This is a genomic window from Marinobacter sp. CH_CUG1437-1 (assembly GCF_037029655.1).
Lineage (GTDB): Bacteria > Pseudomonadota > Gammaproteobacteria > Pseudomonadales > Oleiphilaceae > Marinobacter > Marinobacter salsuginis.
Genome location: NZ_JAYMEW010000001.1, coordinates 1109164 through 1134168 on the forward strand (window position 1 = coordinate 1109164; position 25005 = coordinate 1134168).

The 25005-nt window shown below is 58.3% G+C and carries 19 protein-coding genes and 2 riboswitches; of the genes, 7 read left to right on the forward strand and 12 right to left on the reverse strand.

Going from position 1 to position 25005, the window contains the following annotated elements; translation table 11 throughout:
- Positions 1 to 39 precede the first annotated feature (39 nt).
- Positions 40 to 1893: a methanol/ethanol family PQQ-dependent dehydrogenase gene (locus WA411_RS05045; protein ID WP_083231721.1), complete on the reverse strand. Its 1854-nt coding sequence runs from the start codon at positions 1891 to 1893 to the stop codon at positions 40 to 42.
- A gap of 366 nt (positions 1894 to 2259) precedes the next feature.
- Between WA411_RS05045 and pedF the strand changes: the two genes are divergently transcribed.
- From pedF to WA411_RS05060, 3 genes are all read left to right on the forward strand, one after another.
- On the forward strand, positions 2260 to 2688 hold the full coding sequence (gene pedF, locus WA411_RS05050) for a cytochrome c-550 PedF (protein WP_273083508.1): 429 nt from the start codon (positions 2260 to 2262) through the stop codon (positions 2686 to 2688).
- 77 nt (positions 2689 to 2765) lie between these two features.
- Positions 2766 to 3722: a transporter substrate-binding domain-containing protein gene (locus WA411_RS05055; RefSeq protein ID WP_069181973.1), complete on the forward strand. Its 957-nt coding sequence runs from the start codon at positions 2766 to 2768 to the stop codon at positions 3720 to 3722.
- Positions 3723 to 3915: 193 nt separating this feature from the next.
- Positions 3916 to 5691 (forward strand): PQQ-dependent methanol/ethanol family dehydrogenase, encoded by a 1776-nt coding sequence (locus WA411_RS05060; protein ID WP_069181972.1) that lies wholly within the window; start codon positions 3916 to 3918, stop codon positions 5689 to 5691.
- Positions 5692 to 5751: 60 nt separating this feature from the next.
- Here the strand turns inward: WA411_RS05060 and WA411_RS05065 are convergent, their stop codons facing one another.
- The 3 genes from WA411_RS05065 to WA411_RS05075 form a co-directional block, all read right to left on the reverse strand.
- A complete protein-coding gene (locus WA411_RS05065) occupies positions 5752 to 6537 on the reverse strand; it encodes an ABC transporter ATP-binding protein (RefSeq protein ID WP_291904308.1) in 786 nt (261 codons plus the stop codon).
- On the reverse strand, positions 6537 to 7352 hold the full coding sequence (locus WA411_RS05070; protein ID WP_291904307.1) for an ABC transporter permease: 816 nt from the start codon (positions 7350 to 7352) through the stop codon (positions 6537 to 6539). The genes WA411_RS05065 and WA411_RS05070 overlap by 1 nt, the downstream gene beginning before the upstream one ends.
- 66 nt (positions 7353 to 7418) lie before the next feature.
- A riboswitch (guanidine-I (ykkC/yxkD leader) is annotated at positions 7419 to 7527 on the reverse strand.
- A 193-nt stretch (positions 7528 to 7720) separates the two neighbouring features.
- Positions 7721 to 8752 (reverse strand): alpha/beta fold hydrolase, encoded by a 1032-nt coding sequence (locus WA411_RS05075; protein ID WP_291904306.1) that lies wholly within the window; start codon positions 8750 to 8752, stop codon positions 7721 to 7723.
- A 155-nt stretch (positions 8753 to 8907) separates the two neighbouring features.
- On the opposite strand from WA411_RS05075, the gene glnT reads away from it, so the two are divergent.
- Positions 8908 to 10266: a type III glutamate--ammonia ligase gene (glnT, locus tag WA411_RS05080; protein ID WP_291904305.1), complete on the forward strand. Its 1359-nt coding sequence runs from the start codon at positions 8908 to 8910 to the stop codon at positions 10264 to 10266.
- Between the two features lie 18 nt (positions 10267 to 10284).
- Here glnT and WA411_RS05085 read toward each other — a convergent pair whose 3' ends face one another.
- The gene (locus tag WA411_RS05085) at positions 10285 to 11055 is read right to left on the reverse strand and encodes a class II aldolase/adducin family protein (RefSeq protein ID WP_291904304.1); all 771 of its coding nucleotides are present in this window, start codon (positions 11053 to 11055) and stop codon (positions 10285 to 10287) included.
- A gap of 138 nt (positions 11056 to 11193) precedes the next feature.
- On the opposite strand from WA411_RS05085, the gene WA411_RS05090 reads away from it, so the two are divergent.
- Positions 11194 to 12087: a bifunctional transcriptional activator/DNA repair enzyme AdaA gene (locus tag WA411_RS05090; protein ID WP_291904303.1), complete on the forward strand. Its 894-nt coding sequence runs from the start codon at positions 11194 to 11196 to the stop codon at positions 12085 to 12087.
- A 102-nt stretch (positions 12088 to 12189) separates the two neighbouring features.
- Here the strand turns inward: WA411_RS05090 and WA411_RS05095 are convergent, their stop codons facing one another.
- The 7 genes from WA411_RS05095 to WA411_RS05125 form a co-directional block, all read right to left on the reverse strand.
- Positions 12190 to 13890 (reverse strand): hypothetical protein, encoded by a 1701-nt coding sequence (locus tag WA411_RS05095; RefSeq protein ID WP_291904302.1) that lies wholly within the window; start codon positions 13888 to 13890, stop codon positions 12190 to 12192.
- 240 nt (positions 13891 to 14130) lie between these two features.
- Complete coding sequence (locus tag WA411_RS05100) at positions 14131 to 15315, reverse strand: helix-turn-helix transcriptional regulator (protein ID WP_153637175.1); 1185 nt, start codon at positions 15313 to 15315, stop codon at positions 14131 to 14133.
- A gap of 198 nt (positions 15316 to 15513) precedes the next feature.
- Positions 15514 to 16128, reverse strand: a complete 615-nt coding sequence (locus tag WA411_RS05105) for a TetR family transcriptional regulator (RefSeq protein ID WP_291904299.1) — start codon at positions 16126 to 16128, stop codon at positions 15514 to 15516.
- Positions 16129 to 16350: 222 nt separating this feature from the next.
- Positions 16351 to 17427: a putative urea ABC transporter substrate-binding protein gene (locus tag WA411_RS05110; protein ID WP_291908228.1), complete on the reverse strand. Its 1077-nt coding sequence runs from the start codon at positions 17425 to 17427 to the stop codon at positions 16351 to 16353.
- 70 nt (positions 17428 to 17497) lie between these two features.
- The gene (uca, locus tag WA411_RS05115; protein ID WP_291908230.1) at positions 17498 to 21133 is read right to left on the reverse strand and encodes an urea carboxylase; all 3636 of its coding nucleotides are present in this window, start codon (positions 21131 to 21133) and stop codon (positions 17498 to 17500) included.
- Entirely contained in the window at positions 21124 to 21762 is a 639-nt protein-coding gene (locus tag WA411_RS05120) for an urea amidolyase associated protein UAAP2 (RefSeq protein WP_291908232.1), read from the reverse strand. Before WA411_RS05120 ends, uca begins: the two co-directional genes overlap by 10 nt.
- 13 nt (positions 21763 to 21775) lie before the next feature.
- Positions 21776 to 22516 (reverse strand): urea amidolyase associated protein UAAP1, encoded by a 741-nt coding sequence (locus WA411_RS05125; protein WP_291908234.1) that lies wholly within the window; start codon positions 22514 to 22516, stop codon positions 21776 to 21778.
- A gap of 58 nt (positions 22517 to 22574) precedes the next feature.
- Positions 22575 to 22681, reverse strand: a riboswitch (guanidine-I (ykkC/yxkD leader).
- A 375-nt stretch (positions 22682 to 23056) separates the two neighbouring features.
- Between WA411_RS05125 and exaC the strand changes: the two genes are divergently transcribed.
- A complete protein-coding gene (gene exaC, locus WA411_RS05130) occupies positions 23057 to 24577 on the forward strand; it encodes an acetaldehyde dehydrogenase ExaC (RefSeq protein ID WP_291908236.1) in 1521 nt (506 codons plus the stop codon).
- A 334-nt stretch (positions 24578 to 24911) separates the two neighbouring features.
- Positions 24912 to 24983, forward strand: coding sequence for a pyrroloquinoline quinone precursor peptide PqqA (pqqA, locus tag WA411_RS05135; protein WP_007153157.1), 72 nt, complete (start codon positions 24912 to 24914; stop codon positions 24981 to 24983).
- Positions 24984 to 25005: the final 22 nt, after the last annotated feature.

A 25005-nucleotide genomic window follows, 5' to 3' on the forward strand; every position in this document is an offset into this window, starting at 1 on the left:
AGGGGCCTGGCGAGACGCCAGGCCCGAACCGGAGGAAAATTAGCGGGAGGCCTGTGCCCAGGAGGGCATCTTGAAGACCCAGAAAGACCCGCCCTGAGAAATGGGCTTGGTCAGCTCGGCCATGTCGCCACCCCACAGAGGAACCGCGCCGCCGTAGCCGGAAGCAACCCCGATGTACTGCTCACCGTCCATCTCCCAGGTAATCGGCGAGGAGATGATTCCGGAGCCGGTCTGGAACTTCCAGAGCTCCTCCCCGGTTTCCGCATCGAAGGCTTTCAGGAAACCGTCGCCGGTCCCGGTGAACACCAGGCCACCCTTGGTGGTCAGGACGCCGGCCCAGAGCGGCAGCCGCTCCTTGTGCTCCCACTCGATCTCACCGGTGAGCGGATTCATGGCGCGAAGGATGCCCACATGGTCGTCATACATGCGCTTGATCCGGAAACCCTGGCCCAGGTAGGCGGCGCCTTTCTTGTAGGTGACTTCCTCGGTCCAGTAATCCTCTTTCCAGTGGTTGGCGGGTACATAGAACAGCCCGGTATCCTGGCTGTACGCCATGGGATTCCAGTTCTTACCACCCAGGAATGGAGGAGACACCTCGATGGATTCGCCGCGGGTTTCGCCTTCAGCAACCGGTGGCGGGCGTTGCCCCTTCCGCTCTACAGGACGACCATCCTCTCCAATGCGTTCAGCCCAGGTAATGTTGTCCACAAACGGAAAACCTTTCTTGAATTCACCGTTCTCACGGTCGACCACGTAGAAGAAGCCGTTGCGGTCGGCATGGGCCGTAGCTTTGACTGTTTCGCCGTTCTCGTCGTACTCAAACAGCACCAGCTCGTTGTTGCCGGAAAAGTCCCAGGCATCGTTTGGCGTGTGCTGGTAGAACCACTTCACTTCGCCGGTAGTGGGGTCTACACCCACCTGGCCGGAGGTGTACAAATTGTCGTAGTCGGCAGGGTCACCGCCGGGGGATGTGCGTTTCCAGGTATTCCAGGGCGCTGGGTTGCCGGCACCAATGATGATGGTGTTGGTTTCCGCGTCAAAGCTGGCGCTTTGCCAGGGGGCGCCGCCGCCATGGCTCCAGGCCTCCACCTTGCCGGTTTCGGTGTTGGGATCATCTGGCCAGCTGGGCGCACGAGGGTCGCCGGTCGGCGTGCTCTTTTCGCCATTGAGGCGGCCGTAGTGGCCTTCAACGAATGGTCGCATCCAGACTTCCTTGCCGGTATCCGGGTCCCTGGCAAACAATTTGCCAACAACGCCGAACTCATCCCCCGAGGAGCCGTGAATCAGCAGGACCTTCCCGGTTTTTTGATCTTTTACCAGGGTGGGGGCGCCGGTCATGGTGTAGCCGGCTTCATGATCGGCAAACTTCTCACGCCAGACCACTTTGCCGGTGTCTTTGTTCAGGGCAACGATGCCGGCATCGAGGGTTCCGAAGAACACCTTGTCGCCAAAAATCGCCGCTCCGCGATTCACCACGTCGCAACAGGGGCGGATGCCTTCAGGCAGGCGGTGGGTGTATTCCCAGAGGCGTTCACCGGTTTTCGCGTCCAGCGCGAAGAGACGCGAGTAAGAGCCGGTAATATAGACCACACCATCATGAACCAGGGCCTGGGATTCCTGGCCCCGTTGTTTCTCATCGCCAAACGAAAACGACCAGGCCGGAACCAGGCGCTCGACGTTATCCCGGTTGATGGTGGTCATGGGGCTGTAACGCTGTGCCTTCGGACCAATGCCATAGCCCAGGACGTTTTCCGGCGTCTGCGCGTCATTGGCAATGTCGTCCCAGGTCACGTCTTTGGCGTGAACCTGGCTGGCGAGGCCGGCCGCTGAGCTCAGGGCCAGGGCCATTCCAATCCCGCGAAGCAGCGGGTGTTTGCGTGTTTTGATGTTCATAATCTTTCCCCTTGGTTTTTGTTGTAACCATCGTCTTGCTCATGGCATCGACGCTCCGAGTATTGGCGCGTACTCGTGCTGGTGGCGACGGAAAAAGCCATCGGGGTTGCGGGAAAATAGCCTTAAAAGCCGGGAAAAGTTCCCGAAACGCAGCCTTCATCATGAAAAGTGGTCAGTTTCCGGGTTTTTTCCGGATGCCTCGTGCTTTGGCCTTCGCTCCGACCGTCTACTACCAAGGAACTAAGCCAAAACCCCCAAAGTGGCATTCGGATTGGGTTCCTGGATTCCTAGACTGGGGATCAGCAAGTTGGCATCAGACAAATCCAATAGCCAACCACGGGGAATCCAATAACAGAGGTAAGACCAATGGGAATGTCCTTTTCACTCAAAGCGATCATGGCAACCGCCATGGCTGGCGTGGCCGGTTTCGCGATTGCGCACGGCAATGTCACACCACAGGAAGTGGATACGGGCAATCTGCCGGAGCTGGGCGACGAAGTGCGCATCGAAAACCCCTTCCGTGAAGGTAATGAGTTCGGCGAATTCAACGCCCAGGCGGCCAAAATCGGCGAAAGCGCTTATGCCGGTAACTGTGCAGCCTGTCATGGCATCCGGGCGATGTCTGGCGGTCTGACACCGGATCTCCGGGAGCTGACCGAGTGGGACGACGAGTACTACATCGGTCGGGTGATGAATGGCACCGACCGTGGCATGCCGTCCTGGAAGAAAAGCATGGATCAGAATGCCATGTGGGCAATCCGCACGTATGTGGAATCGCTGCCTAAGCCGGAATAACCGTTGCGGCGTCTACCAAAACGTATGCCTGAATTCGGGTCGGCCTTGTGCCGGCCCTTCGTCGTTGGGAGATAACAATGAAAACACTGACTCGAATGCTTGCCCTTTTGCTGTTTGCCCAGGTGGTCCTGGCTCAGGAAGTTAACGACGGCAACGAACTCCTGAATCGACCTGCCGAACGCACCTACGACATCATTCTGGACTCCGGCTATCTGAAAGTCGGCGTCTACGAGAATTTCCCTCCGTACTCTTACGAGGTGGATGGTGAGCCCAGGGGCATCGACGTCGAACTCGGTCGCCGGATTGCCGAGGAAATGGGCGTGGAGTTCAAAGTCCACTGGATCACCCCGGATGAAAACCTCGGAGACGACCTGCGCAACAACGTCTGGAAAGGGCATTACCTGGCCAAGCAACGACTCGCCGATGTGATGCTGCGGGTGCCCTACGATAAGACCTACGCCTATATGCAGGATTCCACCGGTGAGTACATCAACGAACAGGTGGTGCTGTTCGGACCTTATCAGCAGGAAACCTGGCAGATCGCCTACAACCCCGAAAAGCTCGAGAGCGTCGAAACCGTGGCGGTCTTTCAATACAACCCCATCGGCGTCGAGATCGACACCCTTCCCGATTTTTACCTGACTTCCGCGTTTGGCGGTCGCATGCGAGAGAACGTGCGCCATTTCCACAAAGTCGCCGAAGCGTTCGAGGCCATGCGTAGGGGCGAGGTGAGTGCCGTCATGGGTATGCGCTCGGAAATTGACCATGAACTGGCCAAACCCGAGAACGACGGCTTCAAGTCGGCCGGTAACGGCTTCCCTGGTATTGGCAAACAGGTATGGGATGTGGGCATGGCGATCAAACACACCCATCGCCAGCTGGGCTACGCCCTGGAAGCCATCGTCGACAGGTTGGTGAAAACCGGTGAAATGAATGAGCTCATGGTTGAGCAGAATCTCAGGTACAGCGTGCCGGGCTACTATCGGGCGTTTCTGGATGAACAGGCTATAGCAAGGGCGGAAGGGGAGCTCTGATGGTTCGATCGGTGTGCGCCGGCCTCAAGTTCCGGGGTAGTCGTACTACCAAGTGATTAGAAAACCTGTTCGGGCGAGCAATTGTTGGTTTTTTCCACAAAGCCAAGAATCGTATCAGAGGCGGGAAAAGTTCCCGGTTCGGCCTGAAACGAACTCAAGAGAACTGAAAACAAGAGACTTGGAGAGCGCAACCATGAGAACCAACAAGTTCGGGATTCGCATCGCGGCCAGCGCCCTGGCCATGGCAGTATCCTACGGGGCCCATGCGGTAACCGACGAAGACATCATCAACGATCACAAGACCCCTGAGGACATTGTCAGCTACGGCATGGGTACCCAGGGACAGCGCTACAGCATCCTGGAAGATCTGAACACCAACAACGTTCAGTATCTGCAACCGGCCTGGGCTTTCTCCTTCGGCAGCGAAAAAATGCGCGGCCAGGAATCCCAGCCGCTGGTTAAGGACGGCGTCATGTACGTGACCGCTTCCTACTCCCGCATCTACGCCATCGATGCCAAAACCGGCGAAGAGATCTGGCAGTACGATGCCCGTCTGCCGGACGGCATCATGCCTTGCTGCGACGTTGTTAACCGTGGTGCCGCCATCTACGGCGACAAAATCATTTTCGGAACCCTGGACGCGAAACTGGTGGCCCTGAACAAGGACACCGGCAAGCCGATGTGGATCAAGAAGGTGGCTGACTACCAGGCCGGCTACGCGATCACCGCGGCGCCCCTGGTCGTCAAGGGCAAGGTGATTACCGGCGTTTCCGGTGGTGAATTCGGGATTGTCGGCAAGGTTGAAGCCTACGACGCCAATACCGGCGATCTGGTCTGGACCCGTCCTACCGTTGAAGGTCACATGGGCTACGTCTACAAGGACGGCAAGAAGATCGAAAACGGTATTTCCGGTGGCAAAGCCGGCGTAACTTGGCCCGGCGAAATGTGGAAGAACGGTGGCGCGGCAACCTGGCTGGGTGGCACCTACGATCCGGACACGGATTCCCTGTTCTTCGGTACCGGTAACCCGGCTCCCTGGAACTCACACCTGCGCCCGGGTGACAACCTGTTCTCCTCAAGCCGCCTGGCGATTGATCCGGACGATGGCAGCATCAAGTGGCACTTCCAGACCACGCCGAACGATGGTTGGGATTATGACGGTGTCAACGAGCTGATCTCCTTCGACTACGAAGAAAACGGCAAAACCGTCAAAGCGGCGGCCACGGCGGACCGTAACGGCTTCTTCTATGTTCTGAACCGTGAGAACGGCGACTTTATTCGCGGCTTCCCGTTCGTGGACAAGATCACCTGGGCGAAAGGCCTGGATCCCGAGACCGGTCGTCCCATATACACCGAAGGCGGTCGTCCGGGTAACCCGGCTGATATGGACGGCAAAAAAGGTGAAACCGTTGTAGCGCAGCCCGCGTTCCTGGGCGGAAAGAACTGGATGCCCATGGCCTTCAGTCAGCAGACCGGCCTGTTCTACGTGCCCTCCAATGAGTGGTCTATGGATATCTGGAATGAGCCGGTATCCTACAAGAAAGGCGCTGCGTTCCTCGGTGCAGGCTTTACCATCAAGCCGGCCAACGATGAATACATTGGTGTACTTCGGGCCATGGACCCGAAAACCGGTGAGGAAGTCTGGCGCTACGAGAACACCGCTCCACTGTGGGGTGGCGTGATGACCACGGCCGGTGGTCTGGTATTCACCGGTACTCCTGAGGGCCATCTGAAGGCATTCGACGCCAAGACGGGCGAAGAGCTTTACCGCTTCAACACCGGTTCCGGTGTGGTAGGCACGCCTGTCACCTGGACCATGGACGGCGAGCAATACGTCTCTGTGGCCTCCGGCTGGGGCGGCGCGGTTCCGCTCTGGGGTGGCGAAGTCGCCAAGGTGGTGAAGGACTTCAACCAGGGCGGTATGGTCTGGACCTTCAAACTGCCGAAGGATCGGGTTGCCAGCAACTGATCCGGACAGAAGTAAAAAGGTCGCCTTCGGGCGACCTTTTTTATTGCGCAGTCAATGACATCAGGCCGCCTGATTCCGGGCTGTCTCACTGACCGACTGGTTAATGTCTTCGAACAGGCGCCGGTCGGTCTGGCCGATCGGCAGATCGTAGGTGATGGTCGCGCCAAAGGCCTGTGGGTCGTGCGGGTCGTTCCGCACCTTGTCGAACACCAGCAGCCGGGTACCCAGGTAAAAACCTTCCTTGAGATCGTGGGTAACCATGAAAATGGTGGTGCCGGTTTCCTGCCACAGCTTCAGCAACAGGTCGTGCATGTCGCCCCTGATACCGGGATCCAGCGCACCAAAAGGTTCGTCCAGCAGGAGTACCCGTGGCCGCATGATCAGGGACTGGGCGATGGCCAGGCGCTGTTGCATGCCGCCGGAGAGTTCATGTGGCCACTTGTGGGCAGAGGGGCTCAGGCCCACGGACTCCAGCATCGCATCCACCTTTTCAAGCGCCTCCTTGCGGGCGCTTCCGAACAGTTTGCCCAGCCAGGGTTTCTGTTCCAGTTCCAGGCCCATCAGCACGTTCTGGCGCACGGTCAGGTGCGGGAATACCGAGTAGCGCTGGAACACGATGCCCCGGTTGCGGTCGGGTTCCCCGGGAAAGGCTTCGCCCTCCAGCAGCAGTTCGCCACGGGTCTGGGTTTCCTGGCCCAGCAGCATTTTCAGAAAGGTGGATTTGCCGCAACCGGAGGCGCCCACCAGGGTGCAGAACTCCCCCTGTTTCACGCTCAGGCTGAGGTTTTCCAGAACCACCTGGTCGCCGTATTCTTTCCAGAGTTTGTTGACGGTGATAAAGCTCATCAGTGGCCTCCTGCGTTGTACCAGGGGAACAGTCTGCGATTGGCAAGGCGCAGACACTGGTCGATGACGATGGCGAGAATGGTGATCCAGATGACATAGGGCAGGATTACGTCCATGGCCAGGTAGCGCCGAACCAGGAAAATCCGGTAACCCAGGCCTTCGGTGGAGGCAATCGCCTCGGCAGCAATCAGAAACAGCCAGGCCGGGCCCAGGCTCAGGCGTACAGCATCGATCAGTCGCGGTAACACCTGCGGCATCGCCATTCGGGTAATAACCTGCCAGGAGTTGGCGCCCAGCGTCTGGATCTTGATCAGTTGTTCGCCGGGTAGTTCGCGAACCCGCTGGGCCACATCGCGCATCATGATCGGCGCGGTGCCGATTACGATCAGCATGACTTTGGAAAGCTCACCCAGCCCGAACACAATAAAAAGGATGGGTAATATCGCCAGCGGCGGCACCATGGACAGTGCCGAAACCAGTGGCGCCAGGTTGGCCCTGACCAGTGGCAATACGCCATTGAGAATGCCGACCACCAACGCCAGCAAGGCGGCGATGCCGACGCCCATCCCGAGGCGTGCCAGGCTGGCAGTGGTGTCCTGTACCATCAGGTAATCACCGCTACGGCGGTCTTCCTGGAACGCCATGCGTTCCACGGCGGCGGTCATCTGCTCAAGGCCGGGAAGGAGTTTGTCATTGGGGTTTTCTGCCAGCCGCTCCTGGGAGGCGAGGCTGTAGATGAGCATGATCAACAGGAAGGGAAGCAAACCCAGCAGCGTGGCGGACACTCGCCCGGGGTGATGGTTGATCATTCGCATGAATCGTCTCCTCTGGTTACACAACACGGCAAGTTCATCGCGGGTAACAGCGTCCCTTGCGATTCAGTCTCCCGGGCTTTTGTCCCGCCGTGTAACCTCCCCAGAGGTCGGTAACTCTCGGACCAGCCATCCGGGAATCTTGACTGCCCGGACCGGAACCCTAGTCACCCATTGTTTCCGTCGTGTTCGCCGCTTGGTCTGCGGTGTTGTGAACAGTGCTGTAAACGGATCGGGGTTTTGAAAACCGTTAGTCCGATACAGTGCAGATGGCATGCCATATTCCTGAAGAGGGCGGAAACGGGTCATTCCTGCAAAGGCCTCGGCAAAAATGTGCACCGGGTTGGTGCATTGCAGGTTCGGGTGTTCAATCATGATGCCTCTCCCGAAAGTAGGGAACGGGCAGCCGCGAGGACGCGATCATGGCTGGCGGACTCCCGGCCGGCGCCACCTGCGATGTGGCCCCAGTCCGACTTCAACGGCTCCACGGTTGCGCCGGGCATCCGGCTGCCATCCTCGCGGGCGTCGTCTTCGGTAAAGTAGAGATCGGTCGTGCTGGGCATCATCCGGGTGTGCATGACGATGGCAGAAAGGGCCGCTTCGTAATCCCTGCCAAATATGGGGTTGTCGCTGATATCGCCCTTTTGCCAGGTGTCCAGAACGGAGAGCAGATCATTGGCGTCCTGGCCCAGATGATCCTTTTCCCAGAAATCCAGCAGCTCTTCAATCGAGTTGAACCCCTGGTTGCGCCAGAGCTCTTGTCGGAAGAACGTCTGGGAATAGGCCCAGCCGGCGTATACCCGGCCGAAGGCTCGTAGTCCGCGCTCAGGTGGTGTGCGGTAGCGGCCACCCTCATAGGTTTGGTCGCAGGTCAGGGCCGCTTTTACACCCTCCAGAAATACCCGGTTATGGGGATAGCACCTTGCGGTGCAACAGGTGGCCAGCACCGCGCGGACCTGACCAGGGAACAGGCAGCCCCATTGCAGCGCCTGCATCCCGCCCATGGACCAGCCCATCACCAATGCAATGCCGGCGTCGTCAAAGGCCTCCTCCACCAACCGCTTTTGCAGCATCACGTTGTCGTATAAGGACACCGCGGGAAAGCACGGGCCGCCCTGTTCTCCGGAGGTATTGGAGGGAGAGGATGATTCACCGGCGCCTAACAGGGAGGGAGTGACGATGCAGTAACGCTCCGGATCCAGTGGGCTGTTATTCCCGACCCACGGGTAATTACCCGCCGCTGCACCACCGTAGTACGTCGGCAGTAGAATCAGGTTGTCTTTTGGTGCGTTCAGCTCGCCGATCCGGTGGTACCGCAATCTTGCTGAGTAAAGCGTTTCGCCGGAGGTCAGGGGCAGGTCTCCCGCCTCAAAATCCTCTATAAGCCATTGCTTCGACGTCATTTTGTCCTCGCTTTCAGGCTGGCTGGTGGCCTGAAGTTTCTCGCTTTCGCTCTTATATATACACGCTGGCATGTATGTTGAATGGCAAAAACCAAGAAAGAAATGTGCCAGAACCCCAACTGATTGCCCGCATGCCGGGCCGGAGAGAAAGCAGGATGACGGAATTGACCAATACCCAGGCCCTGAAAGAGAAACTCAGCGAGGCGGGCGTGAAATACGCCATTGCCAGCTATGTGGATATCCATGGTGTGACCAAAGGCAAGTTCGTGCCTTTGGCCCATCTGGGGCAAATGATGGAAGGCTCGGAGCTCTACACCGGCGCGGCCCTGGATGGCGTGCCCCAGGATATCTCTGACGACGAGGTGGCCTCCATGCCGGATCCCGATGGGCTGGCGATCTGCCCCTGGAATCGCCAGCTGGCCTGGTTCCCGGGCAACCTGTTCCTGAACGGCCAACCTTTCGAGGCCTGTTCCCGGAATATTCTCCGGCGCCAGCTGAGTGCTGCAGCTGATATGGGGTATCGCTTCAACCTCGGCATCGAGACGGAGTTCTTCCTGTTCCGGGATACCGAGGATGGGGGCTTTGCGCCGCTGAGCGATCGCGACAACCTGGGCAAACCCTGTTACGACCCCCGCACCCTCATGGACAACCTGCCGATCATGGATGAGCTGGTAGACGCCATGAACGAACTGGGCTGGGATGTGTACTCGTTTGATCACGAAGATGCCAACGGCCAGTTCGAGACCGACTTCAAATACGCCGACGCCCTGACCATGTCCGACCGCCTGGTGTTCTTCCGGATGATGGCCAACGAGATTGCCCGCAAACATGGCGCTTTCGCCAGCTTCATGCCCAAGCCCTTTGCCGACCGCACCGGCAGTGGCGCCCACTACAATATGTCGCTGGCGGATCTGAAAACCGGCGAGAACCTGTTCGAGCCTGAGGGCGACGATCTGCACAACTGCGGCATCAGCAAGATCGCCTATCACTTTACTGCGGGTGTACTGAAACACGGCGCAGCCATCAGCGCTGTGATCGCGCCTACGGTCAACAGTTACAAGCGGCTTGTGCGCCAGGGCAGCATGTCCGGTTCCACCTGGGCGCCGGTGTTCATGTGTTATGGCTCAAATAACCGCACCAACATGATCCGGATTCCCGGCATGGGCGGGCGCATCGAGTGCCGGGCCGCCGACATAGCGTGCAACCCCTACCTCGGTAGCGCCTTGATCCTGGCCGCGGGCCTCGAAGGCATTCGTGAGGGCCTGGACGCTGGCGCTCCCCACCACGAGAACATGTATAACTACAGCGATGCTGAAATCGCCGAGCAGGGCATCGAGTATCTGCCCCGGAACCTGGGCGAGGCGGTGGAGGCATTCGAGGCCGATCCGCTGGCCAAAGAAGTCTTCGGTGACGCCATGTTCGAAAGCTTCGTGGACTTCAAGAAAGCCGAGTGGGAGAGCTATCAGAACCACGTATCTTCCTGGGAGGTGGATCGTTACCTGAAAATGTTCTGATAGCTGTCCGGGAGGGTGTCAGCTCCGGAAGCCAGGATCGATGCGGTCAAGCTTCCGGAGAAGTCCGGGCCAGGCAAGGTTGCCGCCCATGCCCCTGGTGACCTTCTTTGCCTGCTCACGAATCGAGCTCAGGATGGTGTCCGGAATACGCACCAGTGGCTGCCCACCAGACATGGCCTGGATCTGCACCTCACAGGCGCGCTGCAGGATGTACATATTCAGGAAGGCGTCGGCAATGCTGGGGCCTGTGGTCAGCAGTCCGTGGTTGCGCAGGATCATGAACCGGGCCTGGCCCAGATCTGCCTGCAGGCGCGCTTTCTCGTCTTCCCGCAGCGCCACACCTTCGTAATCGTGGTACGCCAGCCCGGATAATGGGAACAGGCTTTGTTGGGACAGGGGCAGCAGGCCCTCCTTTTGCGCCGAAACTGCCACGCCGGCGGTGGTGTGGGTATGCATGACGCAGGCGGCATCCTCGCGAACCGCATGGATAGCGCTGTGAATGGTGAACCCGGCCGGATTGATGTCGAAATCTTCCGGATTGATCTTGTTGCCGTCCTGGTCGATGCGCACCAGGCTGGAAGCCGTAATTTCCTCGAACATCATGCCGTAGGGGTTGATCAGGAAATGATGCTCCTCACCGGGAATCCGCGCGGAGAGGTGGGTGAAGATGAGGTCGTCCCAGCCGTAGAGAGCAATCAGGCGATAGGCGGCGGCCAGGTCAATGCGAAGCTGCCACTCCTCCTCACTTACTTCATCCTTCTTGGATGGAATTGCCAATTGCTCGGACATAATGCTGACTCCTCGAAAACGTCTGGTTTTGTTGTTGATTGACCGTCAATTTAGCGCCCGCAAGAATCGGATGGAAGGGGGCGAGGCAAACGCGCATCATAGGGATGCTGGGTTGTGTGCACATGAAGGAGTCAAAGCATGGCAAGTTCCCGAATCCCGATGCGTGACGAGAGAGATAGCGAGGCGGAATCATCCACCCCTGTTGCCGATCGAATGGTTGCTCTGGCCAGATACATCGAGAGCCGGCCAGATGAATCGTTGAGCCTTGCCGACCTCGGCGCTGTCGCTGGGTTGTCGCCATCGCGGGTACAGCGGGTGTTCAAGGAAGCCTTCGGTGTCTCGCCAAAGGCCTATCAGGACGCGCTGCGCCTGAACCTCTACAAGCAGGGCCTGAAGCGTGGTCAAACGGTGACTGAGGCAATCTACGATGCCGGTTTTGGTTCGATCAGCCGCGTCTATGGCAAGGCTGACCGACAGGTCGGCATGCCGCCGTCCCGTTACGGCAAGGGGGGAGAGGGTGAAACCATTACCTATGCCTGCCGGCAATCCTCACTTGGTTTGTTGATGATGGCCGCCACTGATCAAGGTGTATGTTTTGCCGAATTCGGGGACGACGAGGTGGCCCTGCGAGAGCAGCTAAAACAGGAATTCCCGAAGGCACGACTCTCCCCCTCTGAGGCAAAGATGTCACCAGAACTGGATGCCTGGATTGTCGCCCTGGACGACCACCTCAGCCAGAACACGCCTCGCCCGGAGGTTCCTCTGGATATCCGTGGCACTGCTTTCCAGACACGGGTCTGGAAGCTTCTTTTGAGCGTTCGCGAGGGCGAGGTCGTGAGTTATACGGAACTGGCAAGGCGACTGGGTGAGCCCAAAGCCGTTCGAGCTGTGGCCTCGGCTTGCGGTCGCAATCGCATCGCCGTGCTGATTCCCTGCCATCGTGTGTTGCGCAGTGACGGCTCCCTGGGCGGTTACCGCTGGGGGCTGGATCGCAAACGGAAATTACTTGAAAGAGAGTGCCAAGGTTCGTAATCGTGAGCGTAACGCCAAACAAAGCGAACCCCGGAAAACCGGGGTTCCTCAGTCATTCGAGAGCCCACGTTACGGGCTCTGATTGGGCAGAAGATTCCTGCTTTACTGGGGGGCCTCGGTCACTTCCGTGATGAACATGAGATCCATGTCGCCCTGGTACACCAGCGTGGTGTAGGGGCTGTCACCTTCAATCGGCAGGTAGGTCCATTCCGCGCCGCCCTCCACGTAGGTGAGGGAGCCGGAAGTCAGGACGGACCAACCGTTGCTGTCGATCTGGTTTTGGTCGCCAGTGACATCAAAGTCCATGTAACCGCTGCCATCCTGGTTCAGCACCAGATCAATGGTCGCGCTATCCGGAGCATCCATGTTGTAGATGCCGGCCTCGGCTGGCGTTCGGCCATCGATATCGGCAAAGCTGAGGGTCTGGGTAACGCCACCGATAAAGTCGTTGCCGCTGGCCTCGACGTAGACCTGCTTGGTGTCGCCGTCGAAGTCCTTCAGCGTGACCGCATAACGGCCCAGGCGACGGAGGGTGAATGGCTCGCCTCCTTCGGCAACAGGAAGGTTGTCGGAAAGGGTCAGTTGTCCTGTCGGGTGGAGTTCTGACGGACCATCGACGAAACCATTTCCGCCTTCGTCTTTCGCCGGGTCGTCAAACAGGCCTCCCGGGCCGTCCAGTTCCGCCGACACGGAGGTTACCGCAAACGTGGAACCGTCGAAGCTGTAGGTGCCCCACTCTGAGGAAACCGGCTCGACGACGTCGCCGTCGTAGACCTCGCTATTGTCATTGTGGACAACAACATAGTTGCTGTCATCAAGAATGGTGAGCACGTTGTGACGATCGATTTGCTTCTGTTCGTTAAAACCTTCGCCCAGGTACCAGCTACCGATCAGGCTTTGCTGGGCATTACGCACTGCTTCAAACCTGACTTCTTCGCTTTCTCCGACAGACGTCAGCATGAGTGCGCCGTCGCTCAGTTGCATTGTCCAGGTTGCGGGGGAATTGTTGTCGATCAGACCACCACTGAGGTCTGATTCGTCAATCAGTGTCAGCTCGAGTTGACCGGAGGCACTGTCCCAGGTGTAGGTGCCGTACTCCGCACTTGCGGCCCGCTGGTCACCGTCATCAGCCTTGGAGTGTGCAATCAGGTATTCGCTGTCATTCAGGAAAGTCAGCACGTTGACGTTGCCATTAGCTTCCTCAAAGACCCAGCTGCCAACCAGGTCGCCGGATTGGGAGCTCTTGAAGTGTTCAACCGCATCTGCTGTTGCAATCAGGGTCTTGCCGGTGGCGTTGATGGCCGTGTTGGCCTGGGTTTCGAAGTCCGCCTCGCTGAGCGAGGGGTCGAGATCCATATCCTGCAAAGCGGTATGCACAGCGTCGGAAATGGTAATGCCATTGCTGGCATCGCCATCGGAATCCAGGGTCTGCAGTAGGCGCAGGATGTTCACGACGGTCTGGTCAGAGCTCCAGTCTGTAGAACCGCTACCCATGTCGGCCGGGGTGATGCGGCCGGTGGCTTCGACGGCCGGCAGGTCGATGCCGCCGATGCTGAAGACCACGGTATCGCCAGCTTCGTAATTGTACTCGCCCAGTGCGTTGGTTTGGCCGGATGTGCCGCTTGGTGAGGTGGTGTAATTGATGCCGGCAACTGCGGCGTCAACGAAGATGCCCGTTTCAGTGGCGGTTGTGCCGCCCGTGTTGCTGTCATTGGAAGAACCGCCGCTGCTACCACCACAACCGGTAAGAACGAACGCAGAGGAAATGGCCGTCGCCAGAGTCAACTTCTTGAACTTTCCCATAACCACACCTTTTTGATGAATATCAGATTGATTGGGTAATCGGGAAACTAGCATCGGATTTATATCAAGACATGACCCATTTTAGGGATGGGCATGATTGAGAGGCCGATTCTGCGACGTATGCTGCACCGAAAAGCGACTAAGTGCTCTGAACCTATAGCTTTTCTGAAATGTGTAACTGTTTGTCTGGCAACTGTAAAAGCGGCAAAACAATTATTGGTTCAAGTGACGGCTTGCGCTCTACGCCAATGCCCGCACCAGCATGGACACCAGCTCCGTCTGTTTGCGATAGCCGTTTTTCGCGAGCAGGCTCTTGATGTGTTGGCGGGCGGTATGGATGGAAATCTGTTTTCTCTCGGCGACATCACTGGCGCTCAGGCCCTGGGCCAGAAGCGCGGCGACAGCCGCCTCCGTTGGTGTACAGTGGAACAGCGTCTGCAATCGGTCATGATCTGGTTCCAGCGAGGAGTCAAAACTGAACAGCTCCGCCAATACGCCGTTATTCTCAGCGCTATCAGCAATCAGTGGCGTCAAACAGACCGCGATACGCTCCTGGCCGCGACAAGTAAATACCGTTTGTGGTGAGAGAATGCCTTTGTGCGAGAGGACGATGCAGGTGGTAATGGCATCCTGAAGCTTGCGGGTAATCTGACTGTCTGAGCTTTGCAGTCTTTCGGAGTCGTTGATGGACAGGCTTTTGCTGTTTTCCATCAGAGCCTGCGCCGCGTCGTTTGCCTGGGCAACATTGCCCAGTGCATTGAAGACAATGAGCGGTTTTTTCACGTGGTTGAGTGCTGTCGCCAGGTTTTCATTGTCGCTGCGCGTCTCATACAGTTTCAGGTGCAGAGCAACGGCATTCTCGATATGCGGAGCCAACAGATTCATCTGCAGAAGTTCGTCTGAAGTGTAGGGACCGAACTCTTTGTGTCGGTTGGCAATGAATACCACATTGGTACCGGTTTCACGAGTAACCAACATGCCGGCACTATCGACCATACCAGCCTCCTCGACCCAGGCACGGCTTTCCGGGCTGAGAATATCGAGAATGCTACGGCTGGTGTCACCACGAAGGAGGGAGTCAAACTGGCGTGGTGGAAGCTTTACATAGTGGGTGAGCGCTTCGTCCCGTTCCGGCAGATCACTGTTGATATACCACTCTTCGAACCCTTCCGGGTAGCCAAACGTCCAGCCATATATCATGCGCTGAGGGTTACTGGTGAGCCCCAGAATGCCACCTTGCAGGGCTTTGAAATGGTGTTTGAACGCATCAAAGAAGGGCTGAAAGCCGGTGTTGTCATGGAGGCAGCGGTAAAGGGTGCTGACAAGCGTGTTATACGCTTGAAGGTCCTCACCTCCCAGAGCTGGGAAAGGAAAAGCGAGTTCCGTGTTGGAATCTGAAGGGTAGGGAATGCTGGCGTTTGTCACAGCGAAAAGTTCCTTTTAAATTAACCGCCAACACCCAGCCAATGAGCGTTGTGTGGGACGGTAAAAGTCTCTGGCCAATCCAGTGAAAAACGAGGTTGCTCACAATTAGCTTAGCCGAGCAATGGCGCCAGAGGGTAAAACAATGCAAAAGATTATGGTGCCGGAATGGTGAAAGAATTAGCTGGCCGAATGAGCCATTCAGTTGGATTTGCCTAACAGTCGCCAGAATTGTCGCTGGAAAAACGCCGTTTCCTGTTTCAGTGAAAACAGCTTCGGCGCAAACAGCCAGGTCTGGGTAATGCCCATCAGATAGGTGTAGCTCAGCAGTCCCAGGTCCTCCGGCTCTTCCCGTGTACTAATCAGGCCCCGCTCGATGGCCTGGCTCACCAGATCCCGAAACATGGCGATAATCGACCGGGTCAGCGCCCGTTCCCGTTTCAGTGTCCGACTCATGGCATCGGTGAGTTCGGTTTTGTTCAGCAGAATTTCAAAGGACTGACGGTACTTGCGATCATTGGCCAGCAAGCCCAGCCAGCGTTCTATGAAATGATCCATGGCTTCGATGGGCGTTTCCCGCATGCCCGAACACTCCGCGACCAGGGCTTCCAGCGGTTCCTGGGAGTAGGCCAGTACGGCCTCGTAAAGGTCGTCCTTGTTCTCGAAATGCCAGTAGATCGGCCCCCGACTGCAGCCGGCCTCTTTGGCGATACGGCTCAAAGTCGTCAATGAGTAACCATCTCGGCTGAAGAGTTTTAAAGCAGCTTCCAATACCGTCTGGCGTGTTTTCTCGGCATCTTCCTTGGTACGGCGCATGAGAGTCGTCTATTCAATCTGGCTTGGGAGTTTCGGGTTGGTGTGGGGGAGCCTTTCCAAAACACGCTCCTTGCGGCACATCCATGTGACGCTTGGGCTCCGCCATCCATGGCTCCGCACAGTTTTGGAAAGGCTCCCCCACACCAACCCTCCCGCGAAGTTTAAACAAAAACGGGCACGAATGTTCGTGCCCGTGGTCTTCACCCTTGGGGTGGGGCTTGCTCAAATCTCTCCGTCAGCCGCCATCTCCATGTAGCTGTCGTTAAACCGAAGCTTCACATTTCCGGTGTCACCCATAATGGAGCCATCCGGGAACTCGATGCCGACAAAGTCCGGGCTCATGGCGCCCTGACCCAGAAGGCCCTTCTCGAAAGAGAACTGTCGAACGCTGTCCATCGCCTCACGGGCCTCATCGCTGCGGATGAACTCCACAGAATTCTCCGGCTTCCAGAACATTTTCATGCCATCCAGCTGAGCTTCGTAGCCAAGCTGGTCGGTGCCGGACAACTCACCCAGAAACGCCCGGGCTTCCTCACCTTCCTCGGAATCGGACGCCAGAATACTCATGGTTTCAAACCAGGCACCTACAAGTGCCTTGCCAAGTTTGGGGTTATCTTCCAGGGTTTCGGTGTTCACCAGGGTCAGATCCTTGATGTGGCCGGGAATCTGGCTTGAATCGAACAGCTTGGTAGCTCCCGGATAGGCTTCCACTTCGGCCAGCAGCGGGTTCCAGGTAGCCACGTGGCGGACATCGTCGGTCTGGAACGCAGAAACCAAGTCGGCATCGGAAATGTTCACCACGCTCAGATCACGCTCCTCGAGACCGACGCTTGCCAGTGCCCGTGCCAGCAGGTAGTGCGATACGGAGAGCTCAACCAGGTGTACGGTTTCACCCTCCAGTTCTTCGATGGTCTTGGCATCCTTGGATACGAGGCCGTCGTTGCCGTTGGAGTAGTCGCCCACGATAAGTGCAGTCGTGTCCACGCCGGAAGCGGCCGGTATTGACAGGCCGTCCATGCTGGTGGCTACCACACCGTCAAACTGGCCGGCGGTGTACTGGTTGATGGATTCGATGTAGTCGTTCACCTGCACGATATCCACTTCGATATCGTACTTGTCCGCCCATTTCTTCATGATTCCGTAGTCCTCGGCATACTGCCAGGGCACCCAGCCGGCGTAGATGGTCCAGGCGATGCTGAAGGAGTCCCTTTCCTGGGCCATTGCGCCCATGGATCCCAGTCCCAGGGAGGCCGTGAACAGACCGGCCGCCAGGCGTTTGGTGATGTCGCGTGTAGTCATGGTGTCTCTCCTCGGGCTTTGCCCGTGTTTGCAGGGTTGGTCTTTCTTCAGTTTTTTTGGGTTGCTGGCATTACTCGGTAATCTCTTCGACGATCACGACCGGTGTTCCGGGCGAGACCGCCTGTCCCGCTTCCCGACGCACATCCACCACGCGTCCGGTTACGGGGCTCAGTAACTCGATTTCCATCTTCATGGATTCAATGACCGCTACCGGCCGTTGGGCATCGATGGTGTCGCCGGGTTGGACCAGGCACTCCCAGAGGTTGCCGGCTACGTGGCTTTCCACCGCGTGCTGGCCTGCTGGCAGGTTGGCAATGTCGTCTTCGCCGGTATCCTCGATCGGTGCTTCGGAACTGAAATTGATCTGGCCCGACTCGATCCAGCGCTGCAGTTCCTCATCGAAAGCCTGTTTGCGCCTGGCGGTGAAGGTCTGGATTTCGTCGTTGTTGTTCGCCAGAAACTGCTCGTAGTCCTTCAGGTTGAAGCGGGTTTCCTCGACCTTTATCGGGTAATCGCCGTTGGGAAAGTCCCGCCGGATCTGCTGCAGTTCTTCGGCACTGACTTCGTAGAAGCGCACCTGATCAAAGAACCGGAGCAGCCAGGGCTTGCCAGCCTCGAACAGGCTGGTAGTGCGATAGCGATTCCACATCTGCAGGGTGCGGCCAACGAACTGGTAGCCGCCCGGGCCTTCCATGCCGTAGATGCACAGGTAGGCGCCGCCAATGCCCACGGAGTTTTCCGCGGTCCACGTGCGGGCCGGATTGTATTTTGTGGTCACCAGCCGGTGGCGCGGGTCCAGCGGGGTGGCGACCGGCGCGCCCAGATAAACGTCGCCAAGGCCCATGACCAGGTAGCTTGCATCGAACACCGTCCGTTTGACCTCGTCGATGCTATCCAGCCCGTTAATGCGGCGAATGAATTCCAGATTGCTGGGACACCATGGGGCATCCTTGCGGACCGACTGCATGTATTTCGCGATGGCGGTCTGGCAGGCCTCATCGTCCCAGGACAGGGGCAAATGCACGATGCGCGCGGGCACATCCCACTCGGGCTGTTTTTCCAGTGCCTTTTCGGCGCTTATGAGCAGTTCCAGGAGCGTGCGCTGATTCAGTTTCTGGCTGTCGTAGTGCACCTGCAGGGAACGGATGCCAGGAGTCAGCTCCAGAATAGCCTCGTGATTCTGCTCCCGCAGCCACAGCATCAGCGCATGGGCACGGAAACGCAGGCGGATATCCAGCTCCATGGGGCCGTATTCCACCAGCACATAGTTGTCGCCGGCGGCCCGATAGACCACGCCGGTCTCGTGTTCATCGGAACTGAGTGATGCCAGAATCGGAGAGGCTGGCGCGATCGGTTTGATATGGGCTGTCGCTGCAGTCAGGGTGGCCACGGATTCGTCCAGGGCTTCCCGCAGGGCCACGGCCTGGTCCTGGCTAACCGGAACAAACTGCACCTTGTCACCAGCTTTCAGCTGACCCAGTTTCCAAAGGTCGGCGCTTATCACCGTAACCGGGCAGACAAAGCCGCCCAGGCTGGGGCCGTCGGGGCCGAGAATCACCGGCATATCGCCGGTGAAGTCCACGGTGCCCACGGCGTAGGCGTTGTCGTGAATATTGGACGGATGCATGCCGGCCTCGCCGCCGTCACTGCGCGCCCACTGCGGTTTCGGGCCAATCAGGCGCACACCGGTGCGGCTGGAGTTGTAGTGGATCTCCCAGTCGCTGGCGAAGAAGGTGTTGATGTCTTCGTCGGTAAAGTAGTCCGGCGCGCCGTGGGGCCCATAGGTGACGTGCAGTTTCCAGTTCTTGCCGATGGTTGGTTTCAGTTCGGCAGGCAGGGCGGCCGGGCCGGTTGGCTCGCAATCCGCCAGGGCCAGCACATCACCGGCACGTAGGGCGCGGCCACAGTGGCCACCAAACTGCCCGAGCGTAAAGGTGCTGCAGGAGGTCAGGTATTCGGGGCAGTCCAACCCTCCACGGAACAACACGTAGGCCCGGGCGCCGTCCGCCGTGGTGGCGCCCAGCTTCAGGGTAGCGCCGGCGGGCACGTTGATTACCTGCCAGAACGCCACCGGTTCATCGTTCAGGGTCGCGTCCAGTTGGGCGCCCGTCAGCGCAACTTGGGTGGCGCGGTTGAAGGTGAGCACGGGTCCCTTAAGGGTGATTTCCAGGCCCGGAGCCCCTTCGGAATTGCCCAGCAGGCGGTTACCCAGACGGAAGGAATAGCTGTCGAAAGGGCCGGACGGCGGCACGCCGACTTCCCAGTAGCCGATGCGACCGGGGTAGTCCTGAACAGTTGTCAGGGTGCCGCCGCTGATCACATCCACGGTGGCCGGCTGGTAATCGAATTCATTCAGAGTGCGGGTGAACAGACGGCCCTCGGCAAAACGCGGATCGTCCAGGACCTGGCGTACATACTTGAGGTTGGTTTCGATGCCATAGAGCTGGCTGTCATCCAGGGCCTGAATCAGCCGCTTACGGGCAGACTCGCGATCGGCCTCATGCACGATGACCTTGGCGAGCATGGGGTCGTAAAGCGGCGAGACCTCGGTGCCAGGCTGAATCCAGGTGTCGACGCGAAGGCTGTCCTGGTCTGCCCAGGCGACATTGGTCAACAGGCCGGCCCCGGGCTGGAAATCCTTGTTGGGGTCTTCCGCATAGATCCGGGCCTGGATAGCGTGGCCGGAAGGCACAAGCTTGCTGCCCAGTTCGGAAAGGTCGGGCAGAGTGCCGGCGCCCAGTTCCACCATCCAGCGAACCAGGTCCACGCCATACACCTGCTCGGTCACACCATGCTCCACCTGTAAGCGGGTGTTTACTTCCAGGAAATAGAATTCGTTGGTGTCCGGGTCATAGATGAATTCAACGGTGCCAGCGCTGCGGTAGGCAATGCTCTCGCCCAGCTGACGGGCAGTTGCGTGCATGCGGGAGCGGACGTCCTCGGTGAGTCCGGGTGCCGGAGCTTCTTCAATCACCTTCTGATTGCGACGTTGGGCGGAGCAATCCCGCTCGCCCAGGGCCAGGACCTGACCTTCGCCATTGCCGAAGAGCTGCACTTCCACATGGCGGGCATGTTCCACGAACTTTTCCAGGAACACGCCGCTGTTGCTGAAGTTGTTCTGGCTCAGGCGCTGGACCGACTCAAAGCTCTTGCTCAGATCGTCCGGTCCGTAGCAGCGGGACATGCCGATACCGCCGCCGCCGGCGGTGCTTTTCAGCATCACCGGGTAGCCGATGGTGTCAGCGGCTTTAAGCGCTTCCTCCAGATTGGTCAGCAAGTCGGTGCCTGGTAACAGCGGTACGCCGGCGCTTTGGGCCAGCGACCGGGCCGTATGCTTGAGACCGAACTGCTCCATCTGCTCGGGTGTCGGGCCCAGGAAAACCACGCCCTCGGCGTCGCAGCGCCGGGCAAAATCGGCATTCTCGCTGAGGAAGCCGTAGCCAGGGTGAATGGCGCCGGCACCACTTTTACGGATGACTTCAAACAGCTTGTCCTGATCCAGGTAGGTGGTCGCTGCTGGCCCCTCGCCCAGGGAATAGGCCTCGTCCGCCTGACGCACATGCAGCGAATCGGAATCCGCTTCCGCGTAGACTGCAACAGAGGTCAGGCCCATCTCACGCAGGGTACGGATCACCCGGCAGGCGATGGCGCCGCGGTTGGCGATCAGGACTTTGTCGGGGTTATTGAGGGCGCCGGTCAGTTCCATACCAGCACCTCAATCGGTGTCGGGTTCCAGCCGTTGCAGGGATTGTTGAGCTGCGGACAGTTGGAGATCATCACCAGCACGTCCATCTTCGCTTCCATCTCCACGTATTTACCGGCATTGGAAATGCCATCTGCGAAGGTCAAACCACCGTCGGCGGTCACTGGCACGTTCATGAAGAAGTTGATGTTGTGGGTGATGTCCCGCTTGGTCATGCCCAGTTCTTCGTGTTCGGTGACGGCCACCAGCCAGCTGTCGCGGCAGGCGTGCATGCACTTTTTCTCGAGGGCGTAGCGCGTGGTGTTGCTCTCGGCGGCACAGGCGCCACCCAGGGTGTCGTGCCGGCCACAGGTGTCGGCGGTGATTTCCAGCATCACGTTGTTTTCCGAGGACATCAGCTTCGAACCGGCGGTCAGGTACACGTTGCCCTGCTCGCGGATGGTGTCGACGGCGCTATAGCGTTCGGTCGGGTTGTGGGCGTTGTAGAACAGGGTGTCGGCGGCCTGGTTGCCTTCCAGGTCCAGAATGCGGACGGTTTCGCCGGCTTTTACCACTTTCAGGAAATACTCGCCCGCCGGGACGGTTTCGCGGAAGGCAGCGTTCTCAGGCTTCAAATTGCTTTGCTTGATCATATCGGGCCTCCCATTACTGCATCAGGTGATAGAGCGCGGTGTTGGCGAAGGCCCGGGCGGCCTCCGGTGACGAGATCTTGCACGGATCGGCGTCGGTCACTGGGGCTGCCTTGAACAACTGGTAGCGCAGCGGATGGCGGGGGTATTCGCTGGCCGTGTTCATCGGGTGCGGGCAGGTGTGCAGTACCACGATGGTGTCCATCTCGAAGCGCAGGTCGACGGTGGCGCCGGCGTGGGAGTGCCCCTCGGCGAAGGTCATGTTGCCGTCGTCATCGGTTTTCACCTTGCTGAACCAGTTCAGGTTGGCGGTCAGGTCTTTCTTGCCCAGGCCGTACTTCGCCAGCTCGTTCAGGAAGCTGTTGAAGCCATTACGGTGGTAGTGGTTGTGGGCTTCCTGGTAGGTCTTTTGGCCCCAGCGCTTTTCCACCAGGTCGGCATTGCAGGTGCCGGCGACGGTGTCATGCCAGCCGAGGTCATCGCGGATGATGGAGGCAAAGACCCGGCCCATGTCGGATAACAAGACATGGCCTTTGGTAAGCAGAAAGGTGTGCTGGTTCTTCAGGGTATCCGGCATGTTGTAACGCTCGAGGGGATTCTCGGGGTTGTACATCAACATGCCGACGTTGGCCCCGCCGGTTTCGTCAATCAGGCGCAGCACATGGCCGCGGCGCATGATAAAGGACCAGTGGGATCCGCCGGGAATCAGATCGTCGTAGAGGGGTGTTGCATACGGGGAGGCTGCGGTTTGCAACATGGCCTTTTCCTCCTGGTTAGGGCATCCAAAAAAGCGAGAGGCGTCAGTAACTGAGCGATCCTCCCGGGCTTTTGTCCCGCCGTGTAACCTTGGAAAAGGTCGTCAACTCTCGGACCAGTCGTCTGCTTTCACTGTTGGCAGACCGGAACCCTAGTTGACCATTGGTCAGATTGTGGCGCTTTGATTGTGGTTTCAGTAACCGACGTCTCGCTGCGTACGCTGTTCACTGCAGAGTCCATGCCAATCGCCAACTGTTTGATTTAATTGAGGTCGTGGTCCGAGCGTGGAGTATAGGTGCTTCCTGCCTGGGCGGGTGCACTTTTTTGGTGCATCAATCAGTGCGCTTTTCGTGCGTTTATTTTCGGAGTTTGATTTCGGAGCCGGGTCACTGGTGGCGTGGCCTTCGAGCCATCTACTACCAAGGGAGGAGTTTTTCGCCTCCATCGCATCATTCAAACCTCGAAGATTGAGGTCTACATTGAATGAGTAAACGCGAAAGGCCGCGTTGCCCTGCGACAAACACAACAAGAGGTCGAGACCATGATCTACGCACAACCAGGAAAGGATGGCTCCGTCGTTTCTTTCAAATCCCGTTACGAGAACTACATCGGTGGCGAGTGGGTCGCGCCGGTGAAGGGTCAGTACTTCGAGAACATCACCCCGGTTACCGGTGAGGTGATCTGTGAAATTCCCCGCTCCAGCGCTGAAGACATTGAACTGGCCCTGGATGCGGCTCACAAGGCCGCGCCGGCCTGGGGCAAGACCTCCACCACGGAGCGCTCCAACATCCTGCTGAAAATTGCCGATCGCATTGAGCAGAACATCGAGATGCTGGCGGTTGCCGAAACCTGGGATAACGGCAAGGCGGTGCGTGAGACCATCAACGCTGACCTGCCGCTGGCCGTGGACCACTTCCGTTATTTCGCCGGCTGCATCCGTGCCCAGGAAGACACCTCCAGTGCCATTGATAACAACACGGTTGCCTACCATTACCACGAGCCACTGGGCGTTGTCGGCCAGATTATTCCCTGGAACTTTCCGCTCCTGATGGCCGTCTGGAAGCTCGCGCCATGCCTGGCGGCTGGCAACTGCACCGTAATGAAGCCAGCCGAGCAGACCCCGGCCAGCATTCTGGTGTTGATGGAGCTGATCGGCGATCTGGTGCCCCCAGGCGTGGTAAATATCGTCAACGGTTACGGCATTGAAGCCGGTCAGGCTCTGGCCACCAGCAAGCGTATCGCCAAGATTGCCTTCACCGGCTCCACTCCGGTTGGCTCCCATATTCTGAAGTGCGCTGCCGAGAATATTATTCCGTCTACCGTAGAGCTGGGCGGAAAATCCCCCAACATTTACTTCTCCGACATCATGAAAGCCGAGCCGGAGTTTATCGATAAGTGTGTGGAAGGCCTGGTGCTGGCGTTCTTCAATCAGGGCGAGGTGTGCACCTGTCCGTCCCGCGCGCTGATCCAGGAAGACATGTACGACGAATTCATGGCCAAGGTCGTTGAGCGTACGAAGTCCATCAAGCGCGGCAATCCGCTGGATACTGATGTGCAGGTGGGCGCCCAGGCCAGCAAGGAACAGTTCGACAAGATCATGTCCTATCTGGAAATTGGCAAGCAGGAAGGTGCGGAAGTGCTGACCGGTGGTGGTCGCGAAGAAATGGAAGGTGAGTACAACAATGGCTTCTATGTCCAGCCCACCCTCCTGAAAGGCAGGAATAACATGCGGGTATTCCAGGAAGAGATCTTCGGCCCGGTGGTGGGTGTGACCACCTTCAAGGACGAAGAAGAGGCCTTGGCCATTGCCAACGACACCGAGTTCGGACTGGGTGCCGGCCTCTGGACCCGCGACATCAACCGTGCCTACCGGATGGGGCGCGCCATAGAGGCGGGCCGTGTCTGGACTAACTGCTACCACCAGTACCCGGCCCATGCCGCCTTCGGTGGTTACAAGAAGTCTGGTGTTGGTCGTGAAAACCACAAGATGGCGCTGGACCATTACCAGCAGACCAAAAACATGCTGGTCAGCTACGACATCAACCCGCTGGGTTTCTTCTGAATTTGTGAGCGGTAGGCGGGCCTCCCACACGGGCCCGCCTGTGAGTCAGCACAGTGGACGTGCACCTTCATCCCCCGGTGTCTGGCCGGGGCGACTCTCTGACGAGAGTTCGGGTTTTTCTGTCACTCTCTTTTGGCCCTTCCCAGGGCCTTTTTTCGTTTCAGGCCAGGGCGCCAGTCTACTTCGGGTTTTTGCGACCTAGGGAGGCACCAAAACAGTTCCAAAGTACCATATTGGCCCCTTGCCCCGGCCGATAGGATGGGAACTGGGTTATCGGCAATGTCGTTGATTCACCCTCAATGCGCTAACAATCATGACAATAGAGGTGAGCATTATGTGGACCAAACCAGCCTACGAAGATCTCCGCATCGGTTTCGAAGTCACCATGTACTTCGCCAACCGCTGAGTGCTGAAGCGGCCAGCCTTGC

Coding starts and splice junctions, on each gene's coding strand:
- WA411_RS05045 (WP_083231721.1), bottom strand. CDS start 1,893: ATGAACATCAAAACACGCAAACACCCGCTGCTTCGCGGGATTGGAATG.
- pedF (WP_273083508.1), top strand. CDS start 2,260: ATGGGAATGTCCTTTTCACTCAAAGCGATCATGGCAACCGCCATGGCT.
- WA411_RS05055 (WP_069181973.1), top strand. CDS start 2,766: ATGAAAACACTGACTCGAATGCTTGCCCTTTTGCTGTTTGCCCAGGTG.
- WA411_RS05060 (WP_069181972.1), top strand. CDS start 3,916: ATGAGAACCAACAAGTTCGGGATTCGCATCGCGGCCAGCGCCCTGGCC.
- WA411_RS05065 (WP_291904308.1), bottom strand. CDS start 6,537: ATGAGCTTTATCACCGTCAACAAACTCTGGAAAGAATACGGCGACCAG.
- WA411_RS05070 (WP_291904307.1), bottom strand. CDS start 7,352: ATGCGAATGATCAACCATCACCCCGGGCGAGTGTCCGCCACGCTGCTG.
- WA411_RS05075 (WP_291904306.1), bottom strand. CDS start 8,752: ATGACGTCGAAGCAATGGCTTATAGAGGATTTTGAGGCGGGAGACCTG.
- glnT (WP_291904305.1), top strand. CDS start 8,908: ATGACGGAATTGACCAATACCCAGGCCCTGAAAGAGAAACTCAGCGAG.
- WA411_RS05085 (WP_291904304.1), bottom strand. CDS start 11,055: ATGTCCGAGCAATTGGCAATTCCATCCAAGAAGGATGAAGTAAGTGAG.
- WA411_RS05090 (WP_291904303.1), top strand. CDS start 11,194: ATGGCAAGTTCCCGAATCCCGATGCGTGACGAGAGAGATAGCGAGGCG.
- WA411_RS05095 (WP_291904302.1), bottom strand. CDS start 13,890: ATGGGAAAGTTCAAGAAGTTGACTCTGGCGACGGCCATTTCCTCTGCG.
- WA411_RS05105 (WP_291904299.1), bottom strand. CDS start 16,128: ATGCGCCGTACCAAGGAAGATGCCGAGAAAACACGCCAGACGGTATTG.
- WA411_RS05110 (WP_291908228.1), bottom strand. CDS start 17,427: ATGACTACACGCGACATCACCAAACGCCTGGCGGCCGGTCTGTTCACG.
- uca (WP_291908230.1), bottom strand. CDS start 21,133: ATGGAACTGACCGGCGCCCTCAATAACCCCGACAAAGTCCTGATCGCC.
- WA411_RS05120 (WP_291908232.1), bottom strand. CDS start 21,762: ATGATCAAGCAAAGCAATTTGAAGCCTGAGAACGCTGCCTTCCGCGAA.
- WA411_RS05125 (WP_291908234.1), bottom strand. CDS start 22,516: ATGTTGCAAACCGCAGCCTCCCCGTATGCAACACCCCTCTACGACGAT.
- exaC (WP_291908236.1), top strand. CDS start 23,057: ATGATCTACGCACAACCAGGAAAGGATGGCTCCGTCGTTTCTTTCAAA.